Raw genomic sequence first — 25,473 nt, forward strand, 5'->3', positions numbered from 1 at the left:
TGTCGGAATGAAATTCCTGCCTTGACCTAGCTGTGCGGAGTTATCTGTGATGCGGTGAATTCGGCGCGGATGCATCTCCTCTGAGCACGCGCGCCGATGTGGCCGCGCTCAGAGGCGAGCTAGAAGTAGGTCTAGACCACGGGCAAAGGGCGCCGGAAGGCGCGCGTCATTTGCGATATGGGTCATCGTGGTCATGGCGGCGACTATACAGGTCTTGAACGGCTTGAAAAGTCTGAATTTGCGTTTTTTTAAGATTGGCCGCTAGGGCACTATGGCCGCCAGCCTGTGCCTGTTGATAAAGCGGTCTTTGTCCATGCTTGGCTGTTTGAGAGCACCTGTTCAAACAGGTCGGGGTTGTTTGTTGATCGGGCCAATACGATTGCGCCTTGGATGCTGGCCACAATCTGTGCGGCGTGGTTCTGTGCCGTTGCGGCTGGGACGCCTTTTGCAATCAGGCACTGTTCCAGCGCGCTGATCCACCGGGTGAAATAAGCTTGGATTTGGCTGGCAAACAGGTCTTTGGTGTCATCCAGTGCAAAGGCACCAACAAGGCAGATGCGTTGGCCTGAATTGAAATAGCGCAGGCAGTCGGAATACATTTTGCCTAGGGCGGTATCTGGGTCTGTTGTGGTTTCGAGCGGCGTGAAAATATGCTTGATAAACCATGTGTCCACATGGCTTAGGACTGCGCTTGCCATTTCTTTTTTGCCGCCCGGAAAGAAATGATACAGGCTGCCTTTGCCCAGTCCGGTGGCATGGGTGATGCGTGCGAGGCTTGTGCCCTCGTAGCCGAACTTTCGAAAGACTTCTGCGAGCTGTGGGACAATATCGGCTTTTTCGGCAATCTGCTTGGGCATCTATTTTGGAAACACCGGATAGGGAATTTTGTTGAGGCGGTTATATAGCAAGCCGATCACAACGAGAAGCACTGCGCCGGTGAGCACCGGGAAAAGCAGGAAAAGCCAGTTTGGGTCAGAGGCAAAGACCACAATTGGGTTGGCCCCGGCGGGCGGATGGGTGACGCGGAGCAGAGACATGGCGGTGATGGCGGTTCCGACCGCAAGGGCCACGGCCCAATATGTGTCTGGCAGAAGCGCGGCCATAATCAAGCCAACCAAAGCTGCAATGACGTGACCGCCCACCACATTGGCGGGCTGTGATAGTGGGGTTGAAGGGGCGGAAAACAGCAGAACACAGGTTGCGCCAAAGGGGGCCATGAGCAGCAGCGTGCCGCTGATTTCTGTGGCCCAAGCCAAAAAGCCAATGGCGACGACACCGCCCAAACCGGCAAGCAATGCCGATGCGGCTCTGGGTTGTGGTAACACGCGGGTGAATAGTTTGTGCATTTATGTACCCATCGGAAAAGATTGTACCGATAGGTACAGAATGGGGCGCAAATTTGCAAACCAATGGCGGTCACAATTCGGTGAAAGCTACTGTAAGGGGGGCTTAGTTCTGCAGCGCGCCGTTTTCCCAATTGCCGCTGGTTTCCTGGCCGCTGGCGTATTTCATCGTGCCACTGCCCTGACGCTTACCAGCTTTGAAGGTGCCTTCGTAGATGTCGCCATTGGCATAGGTTGCAACACCTGTGCCTTCGATTTCACCGTTTTCCCAATTGCCTGAATAGGTAAAGCCATCCGCCATGGTTATGGTGCCGATGCCGTGGCGCTGACCGTTTTCAAAGTTACCGGTATAACTGGTGCCATCCGGGTAGGTGGCAGTTCCGGTGCCTTGGCGTTTCCCCTCGACCCAGGCCCCATCATAGCGATAGCCGTCGGCATAGGTCATGACACCCTGGCCATGGTTTTTGGCATTGCTGAATTCGCCCTTATAGACCAAGCCATTGGCATAGGTGGCAATTCCGGTGCCTTCGATCACACCATTTTTCCAGTCACCTTCGTAGACCGAACCATCTGGATAGGTGATCATGCCTTCGCCATCCGCAAGGTCGGCGCGGAATTGGCCTACATATATGGACCCGTCAGGATAAGTGACGGTGCCGGTGCCTTCGATTTGGCCGGCGACCCAAGAGCCTTCGTATTTGTAGCCATCAGCCCCAATAAAAACGCCCTGACCCTGACGGCGGTCACTTTTGAATTCACCTTCGTAGACATCGCCGTTGGCATAGATCACCCGACCAATGCCTTCGCGTTGGCCGCCAACAAGCGTGCCTTGGTAGATATCGCCATTGGGCTGGGTGAGCTTGCCTTGGCCATCGATCTGACCCGCGGCCCACAGGCCCTCATAAACCAGACCGTCTGGCATGGTCAGCGTGCCGGTGCCCTGGCGTTGGCCAGCCACGATTTGGCCGGAATATTGCGCCCCGTCCGGATAGGTGATTTCGCCAATGCCTTCTTTGACGCCATTCACCCAGTCGCCGGCATAGATATAGCCGCCCGGGCTGCGCATGGTGCCTTTGCCATCGTGCATCGCATTTACAAAGCTGCCGTCATAGGTGACGCCATTGGCATAGGCGGCAAGACCCTTACCGGTGATTTTGCCGTCGCGCCATTCGCCTTCGTAGGTGCCGCCGTCTGTAAACGTGATTTTGCCGATGCCTTCGGGTTTGCCTTTGGCAAATTCGCCTTCGTAAACAGAGCCGTTGGGAAAGCGGGCTTGGCCTTGGCCTTTGATTTCTCCGTCAACCCAATTGCCGGTATATTCATAGCCATTGGGCAAGCGGTAGTGGCCGGTGCCGTGCTGAAGGCCGTCTTTAAAAGTGCCCTCATAGACGCCGCCGTCATCATATTGTTTGGTCAGCACATCACTGTTCTGCGCGTGGGCAGACGTCACGGAGGCCAATGCAAAGAAGGTGGCTGCAAAGGTCGATGCAATTCTGGTGGTCATATATCCGCCCCGTTGGGTCTGTCTCTTGATGTGATGGCATCTTTGGCTGAAAGTTAGTGCAGCAAAGAGGCAGGGGCAACGTCTTTTGGCGGTTTGCGCTTTTCCTTGCGCAGGGTTCTGGTAAATCTTGCGTCAAATACAGCTGATTAGCCTTTGGGGGCCCATGATGGCGGAAAAATTTAGAGTGACTTTGGCGCAGGCCAACCCGGTGATGGGTGACATTGCGGGCAATGCGGCCAAAGCCAAAGCGGCATGGGACGCGGGCAAAGAGGCCGGCGCGCAATTGGTGGCGCTGCCAGAGATGTTTATCCTAGGCTATAACCCGCAGGATCTGGTGCAGAAACCAGCGGTGCAAGCGGCCGCTTTGGCGCAGATTGAGGCCTTGGCAGTGGACTGCGCAGATGGGCCAGCCTTGGCCATTGGCGGGCCATATGCCGAAGGCGATAAATTGTATAATGCCTATTTCATCCTGCGGGACGGCAAGATCGCCAGCAAGCAATTGAAACACCATTTGCCCAATTACAACGTGTTTGACGAGGTCCGGGTGTTTGATGCTGGACCCACGGGCGGGCCATATGCGGTGGGCAACACGCGGATTGGATCGCCGATTTGCGAAGATGCCTGGTATGAGGATGTGGCGGAAACGCTGGAAGAAACGGGGGCCGAGTTTTTGCTGGTGCCCAATGGATCCCCCTATTATCGCGACAAGTTTGACCGCCGCATGAGCCATATGGTGGCGCGGGTGGTCGAAACGGGCCTGCCATTGATCTATTTGAATATGGTGGGCGGACAGGATGATCAGGTCTTTGACGGCGGATCATTTGTATTGAATCCGGGTGGCCAACTGGCGGTGCAATTGCCAGTGTTTGACGAAATGATCACCCATATTGATATGGTGCGCACTGCAGAGGGTTGGCGCTGCGAAGAAGGCCCGCGTGCCTTGATGCCATCAGGCGAAGAGCAGGATTACCGGGTCTGCGTTGAGGCGTTGCGCGACTATATGGGCAAAACCGGGTTCAAAAAGGTTCTGCTGGGCCTGTCTGGGGGCATCGACAGCGCGATTGTGGCAACCATTGCCGTGGATGCGCTGGGCGCTGAAAATGTGCGCTGTGTGATGTTGCCGTCTGAATATACGTCGCAAGGGTCGCTGGACGATGCTGAAGACATCGCGAAACGCTTGGGTGTGCATTACGATTACGTCCCCATCAAAGAGGGCCGTGATGCCATTACCAACACGCTGGCGCCTTTGTTTGCTGGACTAGAAGAGGGGCTGACCGAAGAGAATATTCAGTCACGCCTGCGCGGCCTATTGTTGATGGCCATGTCCAATAAATTTGGCGAGATGCTGCTGACCACCGGCAATAAATCCGAAGTCGCAGTTGGCTATGCCACGATCTATGGGGACATGAACGGCGGCTATAACCCGATCAAAGACATGTATAAAACCCGGGTGTTTGAAACCTGTCGGTGGCGCAACGAAAACCATCGTGACTGGATGGCGGGGCCAGCGGGCGAGGTTATTCCGGTGTCGATCATTGACAAACCGCCGTCAGCCGAACTGCGGCCGGACCAAAAAGACGAAGACAGCCTGCCGCCCTATGAGGTGCTGGATGCGATCCTGTATATGTTGATGGACGAAGATAAATCCGTGGCCGATTGTGTTGCGGCAGGGTTTGAGCGCGAAACGGTGAAACGGGTCGAGCATCTGCTGTACATCAGCGAATACAAACGGTTCCAGTCCGCACCAGGTGCGCGGCTGAGCAAAAAGGCTTTTTGGATGGATCGGCGCTATCCAATTGTGAACCGTTTTCGGGATGAGGGTTGATTGAAAAAATTACTGATCATCTATCATTCGCGCACTGGCGGTAGTCAGCAGATGGCAGAGGCGGCTTTCGACGCCGCCAAAGAGGAATGCGAGGTTGTTTTGCTGCGCGCGCAGGACGCGCAGCCCGGTGATTTGGTGAAAGTTGATGGCTATATTTTTGCTGGTCCGGAAAACCTTGCGGCCCTGTCGGGACAAATGAAGGAATTCTTTGACCGGTGTTATTATCCTGTTTTGGGGCAGATCGAAGGACGCCCCTATGCGCAGATGATCTGTGCCGGGTCAGATGGGGCGAATGCGGTGCGTCAGCTGGCTCGGATTGCAACCGGGTGGCGGTTGAAGGAAGCCCAACCGGCGATTATCGTGAATACCTCTGCCCAGTCTGAAAAGGCGATTCTGGCACCGAAGACATTAAGCGAGTCCCAGCTTGCGCCATGCAGAGACCTTGGCAGCGCATTGGGAGCTGGGTTAGCCTTGGGTGTGTTTTAAAGGAGCAGCGCATGTCAAAATCGCAAAACAAGACAGTGGCGAATGCAGCCGACCCACGAGAGTTTTGCGGGCAAATTGAGCACCCAACCCGTCGGGCTGATGCTTTGGTCTTGTTGAAGTTATTTGCCAAAGAAACTGGATTTGAAGCGACCATGTGGGGTGGTTCAATCATTGGGTTTGGACGCTATCATTACAAATATGAAAGTGGGCGCGAGGGGGATTTTCTGGCGACAGGGTTTTCGCCTCGCAAGGCCAATCTGTCGATCTATATCATGCCGGGATATCAAGATTATTCCGAGATCATGGGGCGTTTGGGCAAGCATAAACTGGGTAAAAGCTGTCTATATGTGAATAAACTGGCGGATATTGATCTGGATGTATTGCGCGAATTGATCCGGGCAGGCGTGGCGGATTTGGATAAAATTTGGAATGTGCAGCCGCAGTAAATTCACTTGAAGATCTAAGTTTTCGCTTTTAGGTATCCAGAAGCTGTCGGGACGACCCGACCATATAAAGCTGTCACCGGGACGACCCGTTTGTTTGAAATGGGGGTGTTATGGCTTGGATTCTACTTTTGATCGCCGGTGTTTTGGAAGTTAGCTGGGCAGCCGGCCTGAAAGCTGCGGCTGGCAAGCCAAACGTTTTTACCATTGGCATTACAGGTGTTCTGATGCTGGGCAGTTTGGTGGCTTTGGCAGCCGCAATGCGGTCATTGCCGCTGGGCGTCGCTTATCCCATCTGGACGGGCATTGGCTCTGTCGGGGCTGTGGGTGTTGGCGTGGCTGTTTACAAAGACCAATTGGATGCCACAACAATTGCGGGTGTGGTTTTCCTGTGCATCGGCATGGCGCTGATTGGTGTCAAATCTCATTAGAAATCGTAAAAACGGAGGGCGCACCATGAGTGGTGAAACGAATTTGGACGCATTGATTAATAGCATGTCGGCGGTGTTGGTTGACGGCGTATTTGTGTTTGTGACCTTGAAGGGCCGCGAAATACCAAAGGGGATTGTCCCGCAGATGGTCTTTCAAGAGGTAGAGGGCACAACTTTGATAATGCAAAGGTCAGAGGCCCTGGCATTAGGGCAGCCCTATGAATTCCCCTGTCGCATGATCACGTTGAACATCCATTCTTCGTTAGAAGCCGTCGGGTTTATGGCGCGTATCGCCACCGCGCTGGCCAAGAGTGAAATGGGAGTTAATCCGGTTTCTGGGTTCTTTCATGACCATTTATTTGTCCCAGATGGTCGCGAGGCAGAGGCGTTGCAAGTTCTGAGATCCATGGCGCAGGCTGAATAGGGCTGGGTTTTCTGGACAATCCATGCGGCATATGAGAACTAGCGGCTAACTCTGGAGACTCTGATGACCACCACTCGATTTGCCCCCTCGCCAACCGGCTATATTCATGTCGGAAACCTGCGCACAGCCTTGATGAATTTTCTGATCGCCAAGAAATCGGGCGGCACGTTTATCCTGCGGATCGATGACACCGATCCAGAGCGTTCTAAGCAGGAATATGTCGATGCCATTCAGGAAGACATGGAATGGTTGGGCCTGACGTGGGACAAGATCGAGCGTCAGTCAGAGCGCCTGGATCGCTATGTGGCTGCCGCAGATAAGCTGCGTGAAATGGGCCGGTTTTATGAGTGTTTTGAAACCCCGGTTGAGCTGGATTTGAAGCGCAAAAAACAACTGAACATGGGCAAACCACCGGTTTATGATCGGGCGGCCTTGGCGTTGTCTGAGGGGGACAAGGCCAAATTGCGGGCAGAGCGCGGCGATGGGCACTGGCGGTTTAAGCTGGATCAAGCGCGCATTGGTTGGACCGATGGTGTGTTGGGCGATATTTCGATTGACGCGGCCTCGGTGTCAGATCCGGTTTTGATCCGTGGTGATGGCCAGTTTCTCTACACTTTGGCCTCGGTCGTAGATGATACCGAAATGGGTGTGACCCATGTGGTGCGTGGCTCTGACCATGTGACCAACACCGCGACGCAAATTCAAATGATTCAAGCGCTGGGCGGCACTGTGCCGACCTTTGCGCATCACTCGTTGTTGACCGGGCCGCAGGGTGAGAGCCTGTCCAAGCGTCTGGGCACATTGGCGTTGCGTGATCTGCGTGAGGCTGGGGTTGAGCCGATGGCTTTGCTGAGCATGATGGCGCGTTTGGGCTCGAGCCAGCCGTTGGAATTGCGCCACGGTATTGATGAGATTGCTGAGGGTTTTGACGTAAACCAATTTGGGTCTGCGCCCACAAAATTTGACGTGAATGATGTTTACCCGCTGACCGGCCGCCTGTTGGGCGAGATGGATCTGGATGCGGTCGCTGCTGATGTTGCGACGGCCGGGGTGCCAGATGATATGGCGGCACAGTTCTGGTCGGTTATTCGGGCTAATATCGGCACGCGCAAGGACATTGCAGGCTGGTGGGATCTGTTTGAAAACGGTGCTGACCCGGTGGTGGAAGACGAGGACAAAGAGTTTGTGGCGCAAGCCATGGCGTTGTTGCCGGAAGGCCCGTTTGACGATGAGACCTGGGGGGCTTGGACCAAGGCTGTGAAGGCAGAGACCGGGCGCAAGGGCCGAGGGTTGTTTATGCCATTGCGCAAGGCCTTGACGGGTCAGGCGCATGGGCCGGATATGTCTGCGGTCTTGCCGTTGCTCAAGGTGATCAAGGCGCGCGGATAAAGGTTTTCTGCAAAAACCTGGCCTGCGGCGCGGGTATTTGGATCAAGAACAATGGGGGCCGTGCCGTTCGGGGCGGCCCTTTGCTTTTTTGTGGGGCCGCTATTGACTGGGGCTCTTTTGACATTGGCATGTGCATTTTTGCAGGTTGGTTTTGTCAAACACCTGTGATCTGACTGGTTGTGGACAGCAGGAGCGCATCATGGCCAACCCACAGGCAAAATTTCTTGAAGGCAATTTGTTACGGCATGTGACCGTGATGTCGATGACCGCCTCGATTGGCTTGATGGCGGTCTTCATGGTCGATCTGGTTGATATGGTGTTTATCTCTATGTTGGGCAAAGAGGAATTGGCGGCGGCTGTGGGCTATGCTGGTGCGATTTTGTTCTTCACCACCTCTTTTAGCATTGGCATGGCAATCACCGCAGGGGCCTTGGTGGCGCGTGCGCTGGGCCAAGGGGACCGGCAGATGGCCGGACGGCGTGCCGCGACGTCTTTGTTATATGGCTTTGTGTTTGCCTGTGTGTTTGCCGCGATCGTCTGGATGAACCTGCCGTTTTTGGCCGGACTGATGGGGGCCAGCGGCCCCACCCTTGATATGGCGGTGCAATATCTGCAGATCATCATTCCGAGCCTGCCTATCCTGTTGATTGGCATGGTGGGTGGAGCGATTTTGCGCGCCCATGGGGACGCGCGGCGCTCGATGATGGCAACTGTCATTGGGGGGGTGGTGAACGCGGTTTTGGATCCGGTGTTGATCTTTGTGCTGGATCTGGAACTGGTTGGGGCGGCCTTGGCCAGTGTCGCAGCACGCTGCACCATTGCCTATTTGTCGCTGATGCCTGTGATCAAGGTGCATAAGGCTTTGAGCAAGCCAACGCCCGCGCAGTTTAGCCTGGATCTGGCCGCCATTGTGGCGATCGCGGCCCCGGCGATATTGACACAATTGGCCACGCCGATTGGGCAGGCTGTGGTGGTGCGCAACATGGCGCAATTTGGCGAAGAAGCCGTGGCGGGCATGGCGATTGTGGGCCGATTGACGCCGGTGGCTTTTGGGGTGATTTTTGCCTTGTCCGGGGCGGTTGGGCCGATCATTGGGCAAAATTTTGGTGCAGGGCAACAGGATAGGGTGCAGCGGGCCTTTCGAGAAGGGGTGCTGTTTGCCGGTGTCTGGGTGGTTTTTGCCTCGGTAATCTTATTCCTGTTGCGCGAGCCTATTGCGCAATTGTTTAACGCAGAGGGCATGGCCTTGACCCTGGTGTTTCTGTTCTGTGGGCCGCTGTCGATGCTGTTTTTCTTTAACGGATTGCTGTTTGTGTCCAATGCTGCATTTAACAATCTGGGGCATCCGTTTTATTCCACATTGATCAATTGGGGCCGCAACACGCTTGGCACTTTGCCTTTGGTTTGGGCGGGGGCTGCCTTGTTTGGAGCGCCGGGTGTCTTGATCGGCCAGGCGCTGGGAGGTGTGATTTTTGGTTTAATCGCCCTGCGCCTTGGACAACGTGTCATGGCACGCGGGTCAGAGCCAAAGCCAGCGCCGTTTGCCCGTCAGGGGCGTCTGATGTCGGTGTTGCATTTGCGGCGCTAAGTCAGGATCTCGCAGCCCATTTTCGCGAGGTGACAGTCAACAAAGTCGGTCTCTGACGCCAAAAGCCTTTGGCTGCGGGGGTACAGCGGGGTCTGTCGGTCATCGCGGATCGGGGCATTCCACCCCACAGTTGTTGTAAAGAATGCCGCAGCGCCGGTTGTGCCAAATTCTTGCAGGTAGCCTTGGACAACCACATCCAGATAGCTGAGCAGGATGGCATGCGGCTTGTTTGGCGCAGGGTATTTCTCTGGCGGCACCGTGTAGGTGGATATCGATGCAGGGTTTGACGGCGCTGATGCGGTAACACTGCGTACCAAAATGCGATCATAAACGGCCTCGCGTTGGTCCAGGGCTTGCCAATCGTGATTGGGGACCTGGGCGATTAGACCGGTTATTGTGGAGCCAGCACAGGGTTCAACCGTCAAAAAAGGCCGGGGACGCAAGGTGGTTTGGCGCCAGACACGTCGCCACCCCTGTAATTGGGCTTGTTGGGCCTTTGGATAGTTGTGGGTTTGGCGGTTTACCAGGCTGCCATAGCCGAAGAAATAAGGGGTTTGCATGTGCGCAGCATGCGCAGCGCTTGATCCATGTCAACGCCAATCGCTGGATGCGCCGCCATTCTGGTAAGGTCGGGAGAGAGGAAACTATCTATGCGGATCACCAAGCGCACCAATATCGCTATGCGAATTCTGATGTTTTGTGCGGTACACAAGGGCAGGCTTGTCACCAAAGCAGAAATTGCAGACGTCTGTCGCAGTTCAGAACATCACTTGGCACAGGTGGTCAATCAATTGGCACAGCTGGGGTATCTGAAAACCCTGCGCGGGCGTTGTGGCGGAATTGAGCTAGGGCGCGATGCCAAGACGATCAAAGTGGGTGAAATATTTCGCGAAATTGATGGCGATGCCAGTGAGGTGAGCTGCTTTGCGGATGTTGATGACAGCTGTCCCTTGGTGGATGCCTGCCGTTTGCGGGATGCGCTTGCTGTCGCTGTTGGCGCATTTTACGCCAGTCTTGATGATGTAAGTCTTGATGCATTAGTTTGTGATAACAGTGCTTTACGACAAATTTTGTCGCCAAGGCCCTGCGTGTCGCAAATGGGCTTGTAACCGCCGCATTTGCATTCTAATTTGACGGTGAAGCTAAGGTGACTCGGGAGAACCGGGATATCCGGTGCCGAAGGAGCAACCGCCCCGGAAACTCTCAGGCCCAAGGACCGACGTCATTGCTTTCAACTCTGGAGAGAGGTGCAAAGGCACCCGCCGAAGGGATAACGATCTCAGGCGAAAGGACAGAGGGGGCATCGCACGCGCAGCTGGACTGCGCGTTTATGTGATGCCGGATGCCAGCCACTTAGGTCGCTCCGGGATATGGGAGTGAGAGTCATGGCTGATTTGGGCGCATTGCTGCAAACACCGCTTGCTGAGTTACATGCCGCGCTGGGGGCCAAGATGGTGCCCTTTGCGGGCTATGCCATGCCTGTGCAATATCCGCTGGGTGTGATGAAAGAACACTTGCATTGCCGCGCGGCTGCGGGATTATTTGATGTGAGCCATATGGGGCAGGTGATTTTACGAGGTGCCAACATTGATGTTGTTGCGCAGGCCTTTGAAACCTTGGTTCCGATGGACGTCTTGGGACTGGCCGTCGGCAAACAGCGCTATGGGCTATTCACTAATGAGGACGGGGGCATCGAAGATGATTTGATGTTTGCCAACCGTGGCGATCATTTGTTTGTAGTGGTGAATGCCGCTTGCAAAGAGGCTGATATTGCCCGCATGAAATCTGTGTTAGAGCCTGCAGTCTCTGTTGAAGTTATCGAAGATCGTGCGTTGATTGCGTTGCAGGGACCTGCAGCAGAGGCGGCATTGGCGCGATTGAACCCGGCGGTCGCTGATATGGTCTTTATGGACGTGGCTGATGTCGAGTTAGCCGGTGCCACTTGTTGGGTGTCGCGGTCTGGCTATACCGGTGAAGATGGCTATGAGATTTCTGTACCGTCTGAAAGTGCTGAGGCGTTGAGCCGGGCTTTGCTGGACATGGATGAGGTTGAGCCAATTGGATTGGGCGCGCGCGACAGCCTGCGGCTTGAAGCCGGGCTTTGCCTGTATGGCAACGACATTGACGTTAGCACCAATCCAATCGAAGCCGGGTTGATCTGGGCCATTCAGAAAGTGCGTCGTGCTGGTGGTGACCGCGAAGGCGGGTTTCCGGGGGCCTCGCATGTGCTTGGGGCCATGGCCGAAGGGGTCGCAAGAAAACGTGTTGGGCTGTTGCCGCAGGGGCGGGCCCCGATGCGCGCCGGCACACAGATTTTTGCATCGCGCGAAGGCGGAGAAGCCATTGGCGAGGTGACCTCGGGTGGATTTGGGCCAAGTGTGAATGGCCCGGTTGCAATGGGCTATGTTGGCACCAGCTATGCCACGATAGATACAGAACTTTACGGTGAGGTGCGCGGCAAGCGAATGCCGCTGAAAGTGGCGAAGATGCCGCTGGTTCCTGCCAATTTTAAACGCTGAACAAAAGACAGAATAGGAGAAACCCGATGAAATTCACAGAAGAGCATGAATGGCTGCGCGTAGAAGGTGACGACGTGGTTGTGGGGATTACAGCGCATGCCGCCGAGCAACTTGGGGATATCGTTTTTGTGGAACTGCCCGAAGTCGGCACCGAAGTCACCAAAGACGAAGAAGTCTGCGTGATTGAATCGGTGAAAGCTGCCTCTGACATTTTGGCCCCTATCGATGGCGAGATCACCGAGGTCAACGACGCACTGGTTGATGAACCTGGAAAGGTGAACGACGATCCGATTGGCGATGCTTGGTTCTTTAAGATCAAGGCGGCGGATGCCGGCCAGATGGACGATTATATGGACGAAGCTGCATATAATAAGTTTATCGGCTGATTTTTGACGGGGTCGTTGCTTGCGGCTCTTGGTTAAAGCGACAGGGCGTGTGCGAGGGCGCACGCCAGCAAAAGGGGAATGCCATGCCATTCACACCAACAGACTATTTGCCTTATGATTTTGCCAACCGACGCCATATCGGCCCATCCCCCGAAGAGATGGGCCAGATGTTGGATGTGGTGGGTGCAAAAGACCTAGACGCGCTGATAGACGACACCTTGCCCAAGTCTATTCGCCAGGATCAGCCGCTTGATTTTGGCCGCCCTTTTTCGGAACGCGAGTTGCTGTACCGGATGCAGAAAGTCGCCAAGAAAAACAAGCTGATGACCAGTTTGATAGGCCAAGGCTATCACGGCACGGTGACGCCGCCAGCCATTCAGCGCAATATTCTGGAAAACCCGGCGTGGTACACGGCCTATACCCCTTATCAACCTGAAATTTCCCAAGGCCGTCTTGAAGCGCTTTTGAATTTCCAAACCATGGTCAGCGATTTGACGGGGCTGGAAATCGCCAATGCGTCTTTGTTGGACGAGGCCACCGCCTGTGCCGAAGCCATGACCATGGCGCAACGGGTGTCAAAGTCAAAAGCCAAGGCGTTTTTTGTGGATCGAGATTGCCATCCACAAAACATCGCTGTCATCCAAACCCGCGCCGCGCCCTTGGGCATTGAAGTGATTGTGGGCAATCCAGATAAGCTGGACGCTGCCAAAGTGTTTGGCGCATTGTTTCAATACCCCGGCACTTATGGCCATGTGCGGGACTTTACAGCTGAGATTGAGGCACTGCACGCCACCAAGGCGATTGCGGTCGTGGCGGCGGACCCATTGTCGCTCACGCTGCTAAAAGAACCTGGCGCGATGGGCGCAGATATCGCTGTAGGCTCTACTCAGCGCTTCGGCGTGCCGCTGGGCTATGGCGGCCCGCATGCGGCCTATATGGCCACCAAAGACGCTTATAAACGCGCGATGCCCGGTCGGTTGGTCGGGGTGTCGGTGGATGCGCATGGCAATCGGGCCTACCGCTTGTCCCTTCAAACCCGTGAACAGCATATTCGCCGTGAAAAAGCGACATCAAACGTATGTACCGCCCAGGCGCTGCTTGCCGTCATGGCGTCGATGTATGCTGTGTTTCATGGACCAAAGGGCCTGCAGGCAATTGCGCAGCGCATCCACCGTAAAACGGTACGCTTGGCCAATGGGCTGGAAGAAGCGGGCTTTAAGGTGGACCCAAAAGTGTTCTTTGACACCATCACCGTCGACGTGGGCCCATTGCAAGCGGCGGTGATGAAATCGGCGCGCGACGAAGGCATTAACCTGCGCAAAGTCGGTGAATTCCGGGTTGGGATAACCTTGGATGAGACAACTCGGCCTGAAACCATCGAAGGCGTATGGCGGGCCTTTGGCATCTTGCGGTCTGACGATGACTTTACCGCGCAATACCGGGTGCCTAAGAACATGCACCGGCGCAGCGATTATCTGACCCATCCGATCTTTCACATGAACCGGGCTGAAACCGAGATGATGCGCTATATGCGTCGTCTCGCTGATCGCGACCTGGCGCTGGATCGCGCGATGATCCCGCTGGGATCCTGCACCATGAAACTGAACGCAGCGGCAGAAATGATGCCAATCAGCTGGCCGGAATTTGCCAATATGCATCCTTTTGTGCCGGTCGATCAGGCCCAGGGTTATGCAGAAATGGTGTCTGACCTATCTGAAAAACTCTGCGAGATCACAGGCTATGATGCGATTTCGATGCAACCAAACTCGGGCGCGCAAGGGGAATATGCTGGCCTGCTGAGTATTGCAGCTTATCACCGGGCCAATGGTGACGCGGATCGCAACATCTGTCTGATCCCAATGTCAGCCCATGGCACCAACCCGGCCTCGGCCCAGATGGTTGGCTGGAAAGTTGTGCCGGTGAAAACCGCCGAAAACGGCGACATTGATCTGGCGGATTTTAAAGCCAAGGCCGAGAAACATGGCAAAAACCTTGCGGGCTGTATGATTACCTATCCGTCCACCCACGGTGTTTTTGAAGAAACCGTGCATGAGGTTTGTGAGATCACGCATGAGTTTGGCGGTCAGGTCTATATCGACGGCGCGAATATGAATGCCATGGTAGGGCTTTCGCGGCCGGGCGATCTGGGTGGGGATGTCAGCCACCTGAACCTGCACAAAACCTTTGCCATTCCGCATGGGGGTGGTGGGCCCGGCATGGGGCCAATTGGCGTGAAATCGCATTTGACGCCGCATTTGCCCGGGCATCCCGAAGCTGGCGGCGTCGAGGGGCCTGTGTCGGCCGCACCCTTGGGGTCGGCGTCTATCTTGGCCATCAGTTGGGCTTATTGTCTGATGATGGGAGGCGAGGGGTTAACCCAGGCCACACGCGTTGCGATCTTGAACGCCAATTACATCGCCAAACGTCTCGAAGGGGCCTATGAAGTTCTGTACAAAGGGCCTTCTGGGCGGGTGGCACATGAGTGCATTATCGACACCCGAAGTTTTGCTGAAACCGCAGATGTTTCGGTGGATGACATTGCAAAACGCCTGATGGACAGTGGGTTTCATGCGCCAACCATGAGTTGGCCTGTGGCTGGCACCTTGATGGTCGAGCCCACGGAGTCTGAAACCAAAGCAGAGATCGATCGCTTTTGTGAGGCCATGTTGTCGATCCGGGCCGAAATCCAAGCCATTGAAGACGGTACAAGTGACGCTGAAAATAACCCGCTGAAACATGCGCCTCACACGATGGAAGATTTGGTGCGCGATTGGGATCGGCCTTATAGTCGCGAACAGGGGTGTTTTCCGCCGGGGGCGTTCCGCGTGGATAAATACTGGCCACCGGTCAATCGTGTGGACAATGCCTTTGGTGATCGTCACCTGATCTGCACCTGTCCTCCGATGGACGACTACGCAGACTAGAAATGGGCCGACCATTGATCGGAGGCGCAGCGCAGACTTGCGCCTCCGGCGGGGGTATTTGGATCAAGAACAATGGCTATGCTTATTCTTAACCCAAAATACCCTGGGGAGGACCAAACTGGTTTGGGCCGGGGCGAAGCCCCTAATCCGCCGTCCGCAATGTGGGGGCGGGTTTTGCCTTGAGAGGGCCAGCTGCAAAGGCGAGCCCTGCAAGCAAAGTCGCGAGAATGCCGCCCAGAACAATGGCCAGCGCGTTGCTCCAGATCACCACATAATCTGACTCCAGCACATAGTGGCTTACGGCCCAGCCCCCCAACAGTCCTGCCGCGAGCGCCACGGCACCCGCTGCGGCACCAAGCAAGGCGCTGCGCAGCGTAAAGCTGAGCAGGATGTGTCGTCGTGTTGCGCCCAGAGTTTTTAGGATGGCCGCTTCGTAGGTGCGATTGTGTTGTCCGGCAGCGGCGGCACCAATCAGGACAAGGAATCCCGTCAACAGTGTGGCCGCCGCGCCATAAGCGGTGGCCGCCGCAATGGAGCCAAGCACTTCGGTGACGCGGTCAATGGCGTCGCGCACGCGGATCGCGGTGATATTGGGAAACATGTTGGACAGGTCGCGCAAAATCTGCGCCTCGGCAGCCTCTTGGGCATAAACCGTTGCGATGAAACTGTGGGGGGCAGCAGCAAGCGCGGCTTCGTTCATGACCAGCACAAATCCCATGCCGGCGGTCGAGAAGTCCACGTCGCGAAAGCTGGTGATGGTGCCGGTGATGTCGCGCCCAAGAATGTTCACCGTCATCGTGTCGCCAAGGGACAGACCGATTTCTGCGGCTTCTTCTGCGGCAAAACTGATCTGAGGCGCTCCTTTATAGTCGGCCCCCCACCACTTGCCATCCGTCAAGGTTGTGGTGTCGGGCAAATCAGCGGCATAGCTGACACCGCGGTCGCCGCGAATGACCCAATGGTCCCCCGCCGTTTCTTTGGCAGGGGCCCCGTTAATCTTGGTGATGACGCCGCGCAACATCGGGGCGTTTTCAATCCGGCTGACCGCAGGGTCGCTTTCCAGCCGTTGCAGAAACCCCGGCATTTGATCGCGCTGGATGTCGACAAAGAAATAGCTTGGGGCCACGTCGGGCAGGTCTTGGGCGATGGCATTGCGCAAATTGCCATCAATCTGGCCAACGGCGGCCAGAACCGACAGGCCAAGCCCCAAGGACAGCACAACCGAGGTTGCGCCCTCGCGGGGGCTGGAAATTGCTGCCAAGGCCCATCGCAAGGCTGGTCTGCTCCGGGCCCGTGGGGCCCCAAATTGGGTGAGTTTGCGGATAAGCAGGCTTGCAAGGCTGAGTAAGATCAGGGCAGCAGCGATGCCGCCGGTTGTCCATAGAGTGAGGCGCACCGAGCCGGAAAAGAAGCTGGCGCTGGCCACGAGCAATGTAACAAGCGCCGCTGTAGCGATAAGAAACCGTGCCGCAGGCAGGCCTTTGGCCGCACTCATGGCGTCGCGAAATAGGGCCGCTGCGCGGACGTCTTCGGTGCGCGCCAAGGGCCATAGGGTGAAGATCAGAGCCGTGAGAAACCCGTAAACTGTGGCTTCGATCAGCGGTTGCGGATGCAAAGATATCACGGCGGGTAAAGGCAGGGCAGCCTGGATGACCGGGGCCAACAGGATCGGTGCCAAACCTCCCAGCAGCAGCCCCAAGATAATGCCAACAAAGCTGAGGGCACCGATTTGAATAAAATAGGTTTGAAAAATCGTGGCGCGGTCGGCTCCCAGGGACCGCAGCGTGGCGATCACATGGGTTTTGCTGGCGAGATAGGCCCGAATGGCAGCTGAGACCCCAACGCCCCCAACCGCAAGACCCGAAAGGCCGACAAGAATGAGAAATGCGCCAAGACGTTCGACAAATTGCGATACACCGGGGGCCCCATTGCGCGAGTCACGCCAGCGCAAACCATTGTCTGCAAACAAGGATTGAGCCTCGGCCTTTGCTGCGGGCAGCGTATTGTCAGGGTTCAACAAAAGCCGGTATTGGGTTTCAAACAATGTGCCAGGTGCCAGCAGACCAGAGGCTGCCAAGTCTTGGGAGGCAACGATGGTTCTGGGACCGAGGCCAAATCCGCCCCCTGCATTGTCAGGTTCGCCAGTTAGTCGCGCGCTTAGGTAAAAGGATTGTTGCCCAAGCTGAAAAACGTCGCCAATCTGGAGCGCGAGGCGATCTGCCAGCAGTGGGTGCATAACCGCACCCGGCACGTCGTCTTTGGAGGTTAGCGCCCGGGCTAGGGTTATCGGTGGGTCAAGCGTGACCGCGCCAATCAAAGGATAGGCTGCGTCGACGGCTTTGACCTGGGTCAGGCCACGTTCTTCGCGGCCTTCGGAATTGACCACCGCCATAGAGCGAAAGTCGATGACCTCTGAGGACTGGCTGGCGTTTTGATCCATCCAAAGGCGTTCTTCGTCGGATGCGTAGCGATAGGTGAATTGCATTTCTGCGTCACCCCCCAGCAGGGTTGCACCTTGGGACTGAATGCCGGCTTCGATGCTGGATCGCACCGAGCCGATGCCGGCAATGGCGGCCACACCAAGGGCCAGGCAGGCTAAGAAAATACGAAAGCCCTTGAGGCCGCCGCGCAACTCACGTCGGGCGAATTTTGCTGCAGTTCTCAGGCTCATTCTGCGGCCTTTTGCATATTTTCGATTTGGCCGTCGCGCAGCCGGATGACGCGGTCACAGCGCCGTGCCAATTCGTTTGAATGCGTGACAAGCACCAGGGTGGCACCATGGCGGTCGCGCAGCCCAAACAGCATATCCATAATGGCCGTGCCATTGGCCCCGTCTAGGTTGCCGGTGGGCTCGTCAGCCAAAAGAATTTTGGGGCGCGGTGCCGAGGCCCGAGCCAGCGCGACACGCTGTTGCTCGCCGCCAGACATTTGCGCAGGGTAATGATCGGCGCGCTGGGCCAGACCAACGGTTTCAAGTTCTTGATAGGCACGCTCAAAGGCGTCTTTGTGGCCTGCTAATTCCAGCGGTGTCGCGACGTTTTCAAGCGCGGTCATAGTTGGGATCAGGTGAAAGCTTTGAAACACCACACCCATGTTGTCGCGTCGAAATCGGGCCAGTTGATCTTCGCTCATTGAAGTAAGGTCTTGGCCAAGGGCCGTGATCGTTCCGCCTGTTGCGTTTTCAAGCCCGCCCATCAGCATCAAGAGCGAGGATTTGCCCGATCCGGAGGGGCCAACCAGACCTAGAGTTTCCCCCTGTGGTACATCTAAGGTAATTCCGTGTAAGATTTCTATAAGTCCGGCGTTGCCTTCGAGCGCCAAACGCACATCTTTAAGAGATAGAACATTATTCATGGAGTATGCCTGTTGGTAAGTCTTGCAAAGCAATATGGGGTTTGGTGGGAATTGAGCAAGGCGGCGCTGGCTGTTTTTCTGACGGTTGGCGCTGTTGCAGCCGAGCCACTCAAGGTTGTGGCCCTAGGCGATAGCCTGACGCAAGGCTATGGGTTGCAGCAAAATGCGGGCTTTGTGCCACAATTGCAAAATTGGTTGTCAGAGCAAGGTGCCGATGCGCAGCTTATCAATGCTGGTGTGTCCGGGGATACGACCGCAGGTGGTGCAGCGCGGGCAGCTTGGTCCCTAAGCCCAGACACGGACGCTATGATTTTAGCCTTGGGCGCCAATGATATGCTGCGTGGCATCGACCCTGCCGTCTCGCGGGAAAATCTGTCGCAAATTCTGCAGGTTGCTGTCGCGCAAGATGTACAGGTTTTATTGGTCGGGATGCAGGCACCGGGCAATTTTGGACAAGATTATAAAGCGCGGTTTGACGCGATGTATCCAGAATTGGCGTTGGACTTTGGCGCGTTACATATGGAGAGCTTTTTTGAAGGTTTAGGATCACAAGATCCAGCCGAGTTACAAGCGCTGATGCAAAGCGATGGCATTCACCCCAATCAAGATGGCGTTGCGCTGATCGTGGCTGCAATTGGACCGCATGTGCTGGAGTTGCTGGCGCGGGCGGAAGCGCAGTAAGCTGTGCCGGGCCGACTGTTTCTGACAACGCCCCTGCGTGACATCGCAAGTTGGTTCGGGCGCGATCCAGTAGATGCCCCAGAAAATCCACCCCGATTGAATATGCAGCCGGGCCAACCACTGGTCTGTCTGACCCAAGACGGGTTTCAAGAGATGCGCTGGGGGATAATGCCTGTGGGGCGGGTCAATGCCCGCGGGCGGCCAGTGATGGAAACGCTGATTAATGCGCGTTCGGAAACCGTGTTTGGCAAATCAGCCTTTGCCGGGATGGGCCGCGCCGCGGTGGTGGTTGATGGTTGGTATGAGTGGACAGGCGCGGCGCGAAAGAAGACGGCTTGGCGCATATCAGGCAAGCAACCGCTGATCTTTGCTGCAATTAGCGATATCTGGACAGCCCCCGGCGGGCTAGAAGTGCCGCAGGTTGCCACGCTGACCTGTGAACCCAATGCTGATGTCGCCCGTGTTCACCATCGTATGGGTGTATTGCTGCGTCCCGAGGATGTGCCGTTGTGGCTAGGCGGATCTGTGGCGCAGGTCGCTGACCTGCTGAAACCATGGCCCGCGGGTTTGCTGTGCATTGAGCCAGCGACTGATGTGGATTGGCAGGGGCCGTAAGCTTTAGCCCAATGGATCAGAAAGCGGGCCAGCGGTTTTGGTTTCATGGCGAAAGCTGCGCGAGATAGCGATCATCAAGATCGACAGCAAAAGCATCACGGTGAAGGCCATTCTGAGCGAGGAGGCGGAGGCAATAAATCCAATGATTGGAGGTGCCAAAAGCAGGCCGCCATAACCCAGCGTTGCCACGCTTGCGATGGCCTGCGCCTGAGGAATATCCGGGTCATTTGCTGCGCGCGTGATGGCCAATGGAAAGGCGAGCGCAAAACCAAACCCCATCAAGGTGAAGCCGATTAAGGTAAACGTCGGTGTTGCAACAAACACTGCGAGGCTCACGCCTATAAAGCCGGTTATGCCACTGAACATAGTGGCTTTTGCGACGCCTAGTTTTTGAATGATCATGCCCCCAAGAAGTCGCATGATCACCATAGACGCTGAAAATAGTGCAAAGCCGATCGGGGCGAATTTCTCCTCGGACAGGGTCACTTCCAGCAGGTAAATGGCGCTCCAATCCGCCATGGTGCCTTCGCCAAATGTGGCGCAGAAACTTAGAAGGCCCGCAAAGAGAAGCGCCCCTTTAGGCAACGGGAAAAGCGCTCCGTTTGACGGGCGCGGTGGGGCCGAAACCCAAGGAACCTGCATGCCAAGCCAGCCCAGGATTGGTAAGGCGACGGCCGCCAATGTGAAATGCAGACTATAGGTCAAACCAAGTGAAATCGCGACATAGCCAGAAAAGGCACCAAGCGCCGCAGCCAGGCTCCACATGGCATGAAAACTGGGCATCCAAGGCTTGCCGACTTTGCGTTCGACTTCGCTTGCCCAAGCATTCATTGCGACATCAAGGCCGCCCTGGGTTACGCCAAAGGTAAAGAGTGCGATGCTGAGCAACCAGATATTAGGAGCCCAAGCCAACAGCGTCAGGGTGATGCCGTTGACAAGCAACAGAGTGCGCGCGCTGACGCAAGCTCCAAAATGATCTGCGATGCGCCCGGCAATTGGGAAAGACACAATGCCCCCGCCGGCAAGCAGCAAAAGTAAAAACCCAAGCTGATCATGTGCCAAATCAAAGCGGTCGGCGATGGCGGGGATACGCGATGCCCAAATGCCGTAGAGCATGCCATTGGTCATAAAGGTGGCGACAACGGCCAGCCAGAGGCGTTTGTTTTGAGGCATGTCAGAAGAATCCATTGCAGAACAATCAAGCAGTATTGCTGATCTTCTCGTCTGGCAAATGATTTTTAATTCAGTCTATGTAAGGGGCAGATCGACTTAGGGGCGTAGTGTTTTGCGGAACATTGTAAGCAAAAATTCTGTTGCCTCGTCTAGCGTATTGTCCGCACCATCCATTACCACGGTGACCTGAGTTTCAAAGTCGGCATAGTGCTGAGTGGTTGCCCAGATTGATATAAGCAGGTGCCGCGCATCGGTAGAGGCGATTTTTCCTTCGTCCATCCAGTGTTGCAGCAAGGCGGTTTTGCGGTCAAACAGCGGCTTAACGCCGGATAGAAGGTGGCCTTTCATGCGCGGGGCTCCCTGGATCATCTCGTTGGCAAACAAACGACTTTCGCGTGGAAAAGCGCGGGTCATTTCCATTTTACGCCTGATGTAATCGCTGATCTCTTCAAGTGGGTCACCCTGTGGGTTCAACTCGTGCAGCGGGGCCAGCCAAGTGTCAATCAGACGGTTGAGCAAGGTGATATAGATGTCTTCTTTGCCATCAAAATAATAAAGAATATTGGGTTTGGACAGGCCACAAGCCTTGGCAATCTGATCCAAGGTGCTGCCACGAAACCCGTCTTTGGAAAAGACATCAAGCGCAGCATCCATAATGAGTTGGCGGTTGCGCTGCTGAATACGGCTTAGCTTTTTGGGCTTAAGAGGTGTGTCTGACATATGTGATGTATTCCCCCGGTCGGACTGCCAGATTAGACTGGACGTGACGTTAGGTCTAGTTCGCTAAAGAATGCAGATGATTGATTTTCCTATATTTGTGGCGATTTTTGGCGGTTTTTGGCAAAAATTGTGGTTGTGATCTGTTAAGCTCCTCGGTGGCTTCCTCCCAGCGACGTAAACCAAGTGGCTTCAATTTTGATCGGGCTGGCCCTATATCGACTTGGATGAAGGCATCAGGCGAGAGCGGGGCGGCTATGGCTGGTAAAAAACTGACGTGTTTTGATTGTGGGCAAGTCAACCGAGTGCCCGAAGATCGTTTGGGCAAGGCTGCTTTATGCGGTGTTTGTGGGGCCAAGTTGATGGCAGGCAAAGTCACGGAAATTGATTTCGCCACGCTGCAGAAAGCAGCGCGCAATGATGATGTGCCCCTGGTGGTAGATTTTTGGGCACCTTGGTGCGGACCGTGTCGGCAAATGGCCCCGCAGTATACCCAGGCATCGGGCAAACTTGCAGGTCAGGCGAGGCTGGTCAAATTGAACACAGAAGCGCACCCGAAAGCGTCGCAAAAATACGCCATTCGCGGCATTCCGATGCTGGCGATGTTTGCAGGCGGGCAGGAGAAGGCGCGTCAATCCGGTGCCATGCCTGCACCAGCAATCGTCAATTGGGTGATGCGGGCACTTTAGCAGAGCGATTGCGCAGAAAGATCCTGGGCAGGCGCGTGATGATCTTTCGTAATATCTGAGGGTACTCAAGCTCTCCGCCAAGCAGTGCCATATAATCTTGGCGCAGGTGTCCCGAAGATTTGAGTTTTTTATAAAAAATAGGGGCAATGCGGTTTGCAAAAATCAGACTGCGCAAGCCACGTGCAATGCGCAAATTGCGGTGCAGGGGTCTGAGCGCGCGTTTATAGCGTCTGAGCGCGGTTTCCGGCGCATTATCTGTCAGGGCCTCAATCGCAGCCTGGGCCGCGAGCTGCCCAGATTTCAGCGCAAAAGCGATGCCTTCTCCGGTAATAGGGTCCACAAGACCTGCTGCATCGCCCGCCAGCAGAACGGCCCCTTTGCCTGGTGTTTTGCGAAAGTGACCAAACGGCAGAAAGTGGCCCTTGACCTTGGCACCTTCGGCGACGTTCAAATCGTTTAGGTATCGCGTCAATTGAGCTTTCATGCCGGGGTTAAGCCGATGCAAACCGCCGATGCCAATTGTGACCGAGTGTTGTTTTGGAAACGACCATCCATAGCCCCATTTGGCGGCATCAAAGTCGATGCGAAGCGGTTGCTTTTCCAAGGGGAGTGGGGGCAGCGGCGCTTCGATTTCAAGCGCAAAGCCAATTTCGTTGTGATCAAAGGCCTGTCCAAACAGTGTGCGGGCCACCAAACTGTTGACCCCATCGGCACCGATCAACACTTTGGCCGCCAAAGCTTGGCCGGATTTTAGCTGAACAGAGGTGGCAGTGATGTTGGCGATTGCCTGACCTGAAAAATCTGTAGCGCCCGCAGAAAGTGCAAGCGCCTGCAGATCGGCATCGAGCCCACGCCGCATGGTTAAATGCAGAGGGGGTATATCAGTGAGTGTACCCAGTGGCTGGCCTGCATGCCATAATGTGACATCATGTTTGGTGACTGCTTTGGCAATCTGAAAATCCGCGCCAAATATCTCGCGGTGATATTTGCGGCTGCGTTCGGTAAACAGGCCGCCGCAAAGTTTGTCTCTGGGGAATTTGACCTTGTCGATCAATGCAACGCTATAGCCGTTTCGTGCTAGCCATGCCGCCGCGGCGCTGCCAGCGGGGCCAGAGCCAATTACGATCACATCAAACGTTTGCATTCTGTCCTCGGGGCTAAGCGGTCTTTCAAAAGCTCGTTTAGCAGGGTTTGTTTAAAAACCCGAGATCGAGATGACAAAAAATCAAGAGTCGTCCGGCTCCGAAGGAGGGACGGCCGGAGCCGGACGCTCGTGTTAGGCGCACAAAGACGGCGATAATGCCCCCCGCCGCGCCTTGGGGTAACAGAATTAAGAAGAGCGGTTTTGGCTGCGCGAAGAATACGCGAGCAGGGTCACCAGCGGTAAACCAAGGGAAATTAGAAAATAAGTCTGAATTGCAGCACCAACACCACCAAAGCCCAAAGTGACTTGCATGATTGCACCGATAAGGCCGAGGAAGCTGCCGAAAAGAAACATAATAATCGCCATAAGTCTCTCCATTTTTGGACAAAATGGCCGCTTTCTGCAGGCCGGGTGTCGATGAATTACTTATTGCACCCAATACACCCGCGAAATTAGGCACGAATAAGGCGAGGACGCGGCCAGATCGGGGAGATTACCTATCCGTGTGTCTAGATTTGAAGATATATGTGCCGAGTAAATGATGGGTTAAGAGCGACAGCAGTAGGGCAAGTGCCGCAGGCACCGCGATCCAGCCAAAATACCAAAGGCGTCCAGCCAAAACATCCTCTGCATATGAGGCTGCAAATTGGGTTCGGCCATATTTGGCAACAATCATGGCAGCAAGGCTTGCGATAGCTGCCCCCCAAACGATCGCTCTGCTTGGGATGACGCTGCGCAGTATTAAAGCAGCCGCCAAACCTAAGGGCACGCCAATCAACAACGTTTGCTGGCTCCACCAAGGATGGGCACCCAATGACTCCGATAGATCAAACTGATATGCTAACGCAGCCAGCGCGCTTATCAGCATCCCCGTTAAAATGAGTGCCATCTAGATCGCCGCCCAATCTGTAAATCGAAACGGGGCCGGCAGGGGTTTGGCATCTGGTGATGGCCCTGGATGTTTTGCTTTGGATGGTTTTTGCATGATGTCTCCTTCTCTGTATCCGAGATGGAGAGGGGCGCGCCGTGATGCCAGTTATGTTTCAAGGGTTTGGCGCAGGCGTGAGCCAATGTGTTAACGCGGATTGGTATCCTTGGCGCAAACAGCGTAGGTCGCGCCTTTAGCTTTGGACTGCATCTGCGGTGTGTCACAAAAGCAAAAGGGTGCCACTGGCACCCTTTTTGCGCATCAATGTGACAGATGGCACGCTGATGGTCTTACATTTTGGAAGATTTGTTCAGATATTCAACCCAATGTGGGCAGGTGTGCTGATCGACTGTTGCGTTAAACAGTTGGAAGATGCGGCGCAGGCCGAAGAGGCCAGAAGCGCGGTTTGAGTTTTGTGCCAGAGTCGCCATTTCGATTAGTCCTTGTTTTGTCTTGCTTTGCTATAGGCGGCGCATTGGCTCAGAACCACTGACAATACTGCATAGCCGTGATGCACAGCGTGTGGCTTTTGTTTCCCAATGATCTCAACAGCGGAGGATTCGGTGAAATAGCTGGGTTTGACACATTATATATAGCTGTGATTGAACGCGGTGTTTTTGGAAGGTGCATTCTCGGGAGGGCAGGGGGTGTATTTTGACTGCTTGCGGCGGGCGTGGACCGACTCGAATGTGTGTTTCCCGCGTTGATGAGGTGGAATCGCAACTTGAATCACTTTGCATTGGTGAAACTAGGATAAAAATAGCGCAAAGGCTGCGCCGATTCCTCAGATTTATCTATTATTCCAATACCCTGAACGCCCAATTACGCGTATTTTGCTGAAAGATTGAGTTAAAAAACTGCAGTTTTAAGTGGAAAACGTGGTGTTTCGTAATTTTTCGGAGAAAACATG

At 55.2% G+C, this 25,473-nt stretch carries 26 protein-coding genes and 2 riboswitches; of the genes, 15 read left to right on the forward strand and 11 right to left on the reverse strand.

Annotation, left to right across the window (positions count from 1 at the left end; translation table 11 throughout):
- Positions 1–269: 269 nt before the first annotated feature.
- From ABXG94_RS14545 to ABXG94_RS14555, 3 genes are all read right to left on the reverse strand, one after another.
- Positions 270–857, reverse strand: a complete 588-nt coding sequence (locus ABXG94_RS14545) for a TetR/AcrR family transcriptional regulator (protein ID WP_353535409.1) — start codon at positions 855–857, stop codon at positions 270–272.
- Positions 858–1,346 carry an HPP family protein gene (locus ABXG94_RS14550; protein ID WP_353535411.1) on the reverse strand — a complete coding sequence of 163 codons (489 nt, stop codon included), beginning with the start codon at positions 1,344–1,346 and terminating at the stop codon, positions 858–860.
- Between the two features lie 103 nt (positions 1,347–1,449).
- Entirely contained in the window at positions 1,450–2,847 is a 1,398-nt protein-coding gene (locus tag ABXG94_RS14555; RefSeq protein WP_353535413.1) for an MORN repeat-containing protein, read from the reverse strand.
- Between the two features lie 166 nt (positions 2,848–3,013).
- On the opposite strand from ABXG94_RS14555, the gene ABXG94_RS14560 reads away from it, so the two are divergent.
- From ABXG94_RS14560 to ABXG94_RS14590, 7 genes are all read left to right on the forward strand, one after another.
- Positions 3,014–4,672, forward strand: coding sequence for an NAD+ synthase (locus ABXG94_RS14560; protein WP_353535415.1), 1,659 nt, complete (start codon positions 3,014–3,016; stop codon positions 4,670–4,672).
- Positions 4,673–5,158: a flavodoxin family protein gene (locus ABXG94_RS14565; protein ID WP_353535416.1), complete on the forward strand. Its 486-nt coding sequence runs from the start codon at positions 4,673–4,675 to the stop codon at positions 5,156–5,158.
- A gap of 11 nt (positions 5,159–5,169) precedes the next feature.
- On the forward strand, positions 5,170–5,604 hold the full coding sequence (locus ABXG94_RS14570) for a DUF1801 domain-containing protein (protein ID WP_353535419.1): 435 nt from the start codon (positions 5,170–5,172) through the stop codon (positions 5,602–5,604).
- Between the two features lie 110 nt (positions 5,605–5,714).
- Positions 5,715–6,032 (forward strand): DMT family transporter, encoded by a 318-nt coding sequence (locus tag ABXG94_RS14575; protein ID WP_353535421.1) that lies wholly within the window; start codon positions 5,715–5,717, stop codon positions 6,030–6,032.
- Between the two features lie 25 nt (positions 6,033–6,057).
- Positions 6,058–6,456 (forward strand): ACT domain-containing protein, encoded by a 399-nt coding sequence (locus tag ABXG94_RS14580; protein ID WP_353535423.1) that lies wholly within the window; start codon positions 6,058–6,060, stop codon positions 6,454–6,456.
- 63 nt (positions 6,457–6,519) lie between these two features.
- Positions 6,520–7,845: a glutamate--tRNA ligase gene (gltX, locus tag ABXG94_RS14585; protein ID WP_353535424.1), complete on the forward strand. Its 1,326-nt coding sequence runs from the start codon at positions 6,520–6,522 to the stop codon at positions 7,843–7,845.
- 199 nt (positions 7,846–8,044) lie between these two features.
- Entirely contained in the window at positions 8,045–9,433 is a 1,389-nt protein-coding gene (locus ABXG94_RS14590) for an MATE family efflux transporter (protein ID WP_353535426.1), read from the forward strand.
- Here ABXG94_RS14590 and ABXG94_RS14595 read toward each other — a convergent pair.
- Positions 9,430–9,993 carry a gamma-glutamylcyclotransferase family protein gene (locus ABXG94_RS14595; protein WP_353535429.1) on the reverse strand — a complete coding sequence of 188 codons (564 nt, stop codon included), beginning with the start codon at positions 9,991–9,993 and terminating at the stop codon, positions 9,430–9,432. The two genes, ABXG94_RS14590 and ABXG94_RS14595, sit on opposite strands and share 4 nt — an antisense overlap.
- 90 nt (positions 9,994–10,083) lie before the next feature.
- On the opposite strand from ABXG94_RS14595, the gene ABXG94_RS14600 reads away from it, so the two are divergent.
- The 4 genes from ABXG94_RS14600 (at position 10,084) to gcvP (ending at position 15,262) form a co-directional block, all read left to right on the forward strand.
- Positions 10,084–10,542 carry an RrF2 family transcriptional regulator gene (locus tag ABXG94_RS14600; RefSeq protein ID WP_353535431.1) on the forward strand — a complete coding sequence of 153 codons (459 nt, stop codon included), beginning with the start codon at positions 10,084–10,086 and terminating at the stop codon, positions 10,540–10,542.
- Between the two features lie 34 nt (positions 10,543–10,576).
- Positions 10,577–10,662, forward strand: a riboswitch (glycine riboswitch).
- 1 nt (position 10,663) lies between these two features.
- Positions 10,664–10,738, forward strand: a riboswitch (glycine riboswitch).
- An 89-nt stretch (positions 10,739–10,827) separates the two neighbouring features.
- The gene (gene gcvT / locus ABXG94_RS14605; RefSeq protein WP_502901717.1) at positions 10,828–11,952 is read left to right on the forward strand and encodes a glycine cleavage system aminomethyltransferase GcvT; all 1,125 of its coding nucleotides are present in this window, start codon (positions 10,828–10,830) and stop codon (positions 11,950–11,952) included.
- 26 nt (positions 11,953–11,978) lie between these two features.
- Positions 11,979–12,338, forward strand: coding sequence for a glycine cleavage system protein GcvH (gene gcvH / locus ABXG94_RS14610; protein ID WP_353535437.1), 360 nt, complete (start codon positions 11,979–11,981; stop codon positions 12,336–12,338).
- A gap of 83 nt (positions 12,339–12,421) precedes the next feature.
- On the forward strand, positions 12,422–15,262 hold the full coding sequence (gcvP, locus tag ABXG94_RS14615; RefSeq protein WP_353535440.1) for an aminomethyl-transferring glycine dehydrogenase: 2,841 nt from the start codon (positions 12,422–12,424) through the stop codon (positions 15,260–15,262).
- Between the two features lie 142 nt (positions 15,263–15,404).
- Here the strand turns inward: gcvP and ABXG94_RS14620 are convergent, their stop codons facing one another.
- Together ABXG94_RS14620 and ABXG94_RS14625 are read right to left on the reverse strand one after the other, a co-directional pair.
- Positions 15,405–17,933 carry an ABC transporter permease gene (locus ABXG94_RS14620; protein WP_353535442.1) on the reverse strand — a complete coding sequence of 843 codons (2,529 nt, stop codon included), beginning with the start codon at positions 17,931–17,933 and terminating at the stop codon, positions 15,405–15,407.
- Positions 17,930–18,616: an ABC transporter ATP-binding protein gene (locus ABXG94_RS14625; RefSeq protein ID WP_353535443.1), complete on the reverse strand. Its 687-nt coding sequence runs from the start codon at positions 18,614–18,616 to the stop codon at positions 17,930–17,932. Before ABXG94_RS14625 ends, ABXG94_RS14620 begins: the two co-directional genes overlap by 4 nt.
- 12 nt (positions 18,617–18,628) lie before the next feature.
- On the opposite strand from ABXG94_RS14625, the gene ABXG94_RS14630 reads away from it, so the two are divergent.
- Both ABXG94_RS14630 and ABXG94_RS14635 read left to right on the forward strand, forming a co-directional pair.
- Positions 18,629–19,297 (forward strand): arylesterase, encoded by a 669-nt coding sequence (locus tag ABXG94_RS14630; protein WP_502901715.1) that lies wholly within the window; start codon positions 18,629–18,631, stop codon positions 19,295–19,297.
- 3 nt (positions 19,298–19,300) lie between these two features.
- Positions 19,301–19,912 carry an SOS response-associated peptidase gene (locus ABXG94_RS14635; protein WP_353535446.1) on the forward strand — a complete coding sequence of 204 codons (612 nt, stop codon included), beginning with the start codon at positions 19,301–19,303 and terminating at the stop codon, positions 19,910–19,912.
- A gap of 3 nt (positions 19,913–19,915) precedes the next feature.
- On the opposite strand, the gene ABXG94_RS14640 is transcribed toward ABXG94_RS14635, so the two are convergent.
- Together ABXG94_RS14640 and ABXG94_RS14645 are read right to left on the reverse strand one after the other, a co-directional pair.
- Positions 19,916–21,085: an MFS transporter gene (locus ABXG94_RS14640; RefSeq protein ID WP_353535448.1), complete on the reverse strand. Its 1,170-nt coding sequence runs from the start codon at positions 21,083–21,085 to the stop codon at positions 19,916–19,918.
- A 96-nt stretch (positions 21,086–21,181) separates the two neighbouring features.
- Positions 21,182–21,805 (reverse strand): TetR family transcriptional regulator C-terminal domain-containing protein, encoded by a 624-nt coding sequence (locus tag ABXG94_RS14645; RefSeq protein ID WP_353535449.1) that lies wholly within the window; start codon positions 21,803–21,805, stop codon positions 21,182–21,184.
- Between the two features lie 254 nt (positions 21,806–22,059).
- Between ABXG94_RS14645 and trxC the strand changes: the two genes are divergently transcribed.
- A complete protein-coding gene (gene trxC, locus ABXG94_RS14650) occupies positions 22,060–22,491 on the forward strand; it encodes a thioredoxin TrxC (RefSeq protein ID WP_353535451.1) in 432 nt (143 codons plus the stop codon).
- Here trxC and ABXG94_RS14655 read toward each other — a convergent pair.
- The 3 genes from ABXG94_RS14655 to ABXG94_RS14665 all read right to left on the reverse strand — a co-directional run bounded on the left by ABXG94_RS14655 (position 22,466) and on the right by ABXG94_RS14665 (position 24,524).
- Positions 22,466–23,635, reverse strand: coding sequence for an NAD(P)/FAD-dependent oxidoreductase (locus tag ABXG94_RS14655; protein ID WP_353535453.1), 1,170 nt, complete (start codon positions 23,633–23,635; stop codon positions 22,466–22,468). The genes trxC and ABXG94_RS14655 overlap by 26 nt on opposite strands.
- Positions 23,636–23,821: 186 nt before the next feature.
- Positions 23,822–24,001, reverse strand: a complete 180-nt coding sequence (locus ABXG94_RS14660; protein WP_353535455.1) for a hypothetical protein — start codon at positions 23,999–24,001, stop codon at positions 23,822–23,824.
- A 127-nt stretch (positions 24,002–24,128) separates the two neighbouring features.
- Positions 24,129–24,524, reverse strand: coding sequence for a hypothetical protein (locus tag ABXG94_RS14665; protein WP_353535456.1), 396 nt, complete (start codon positions 24,522–24,524; stop codon positions 24,129–24,131).
- Positions 24,525–24,799: 275 nt separating this feature from the next.
- Here ABXG94_RS14665 and ABXG94_RS14670 point away from each other — a divergent pair, with 275 nt between their 5' ends.
- Positions 24,800–24,973, forward strand: coding sequence for a hypothetical protein (locus tag ABXG94_RS14670; protein ID WP_353535458.1), 174 nt, complete (start codon positions 24,800–24,802; stop codon positions 24,971–24,973).
- Positions 24,974–25,473: the final 500 nt, after the last annotated feature.

The organism is Cognatishimia sp. WU-CL00825 (assembly GCF_040364665.1).
GTDB lineage: Bacteria > Pseudomonadota > Alphaproteobacteria > Rhodobacterales > Rhodobacteraceae > Cognatishimia.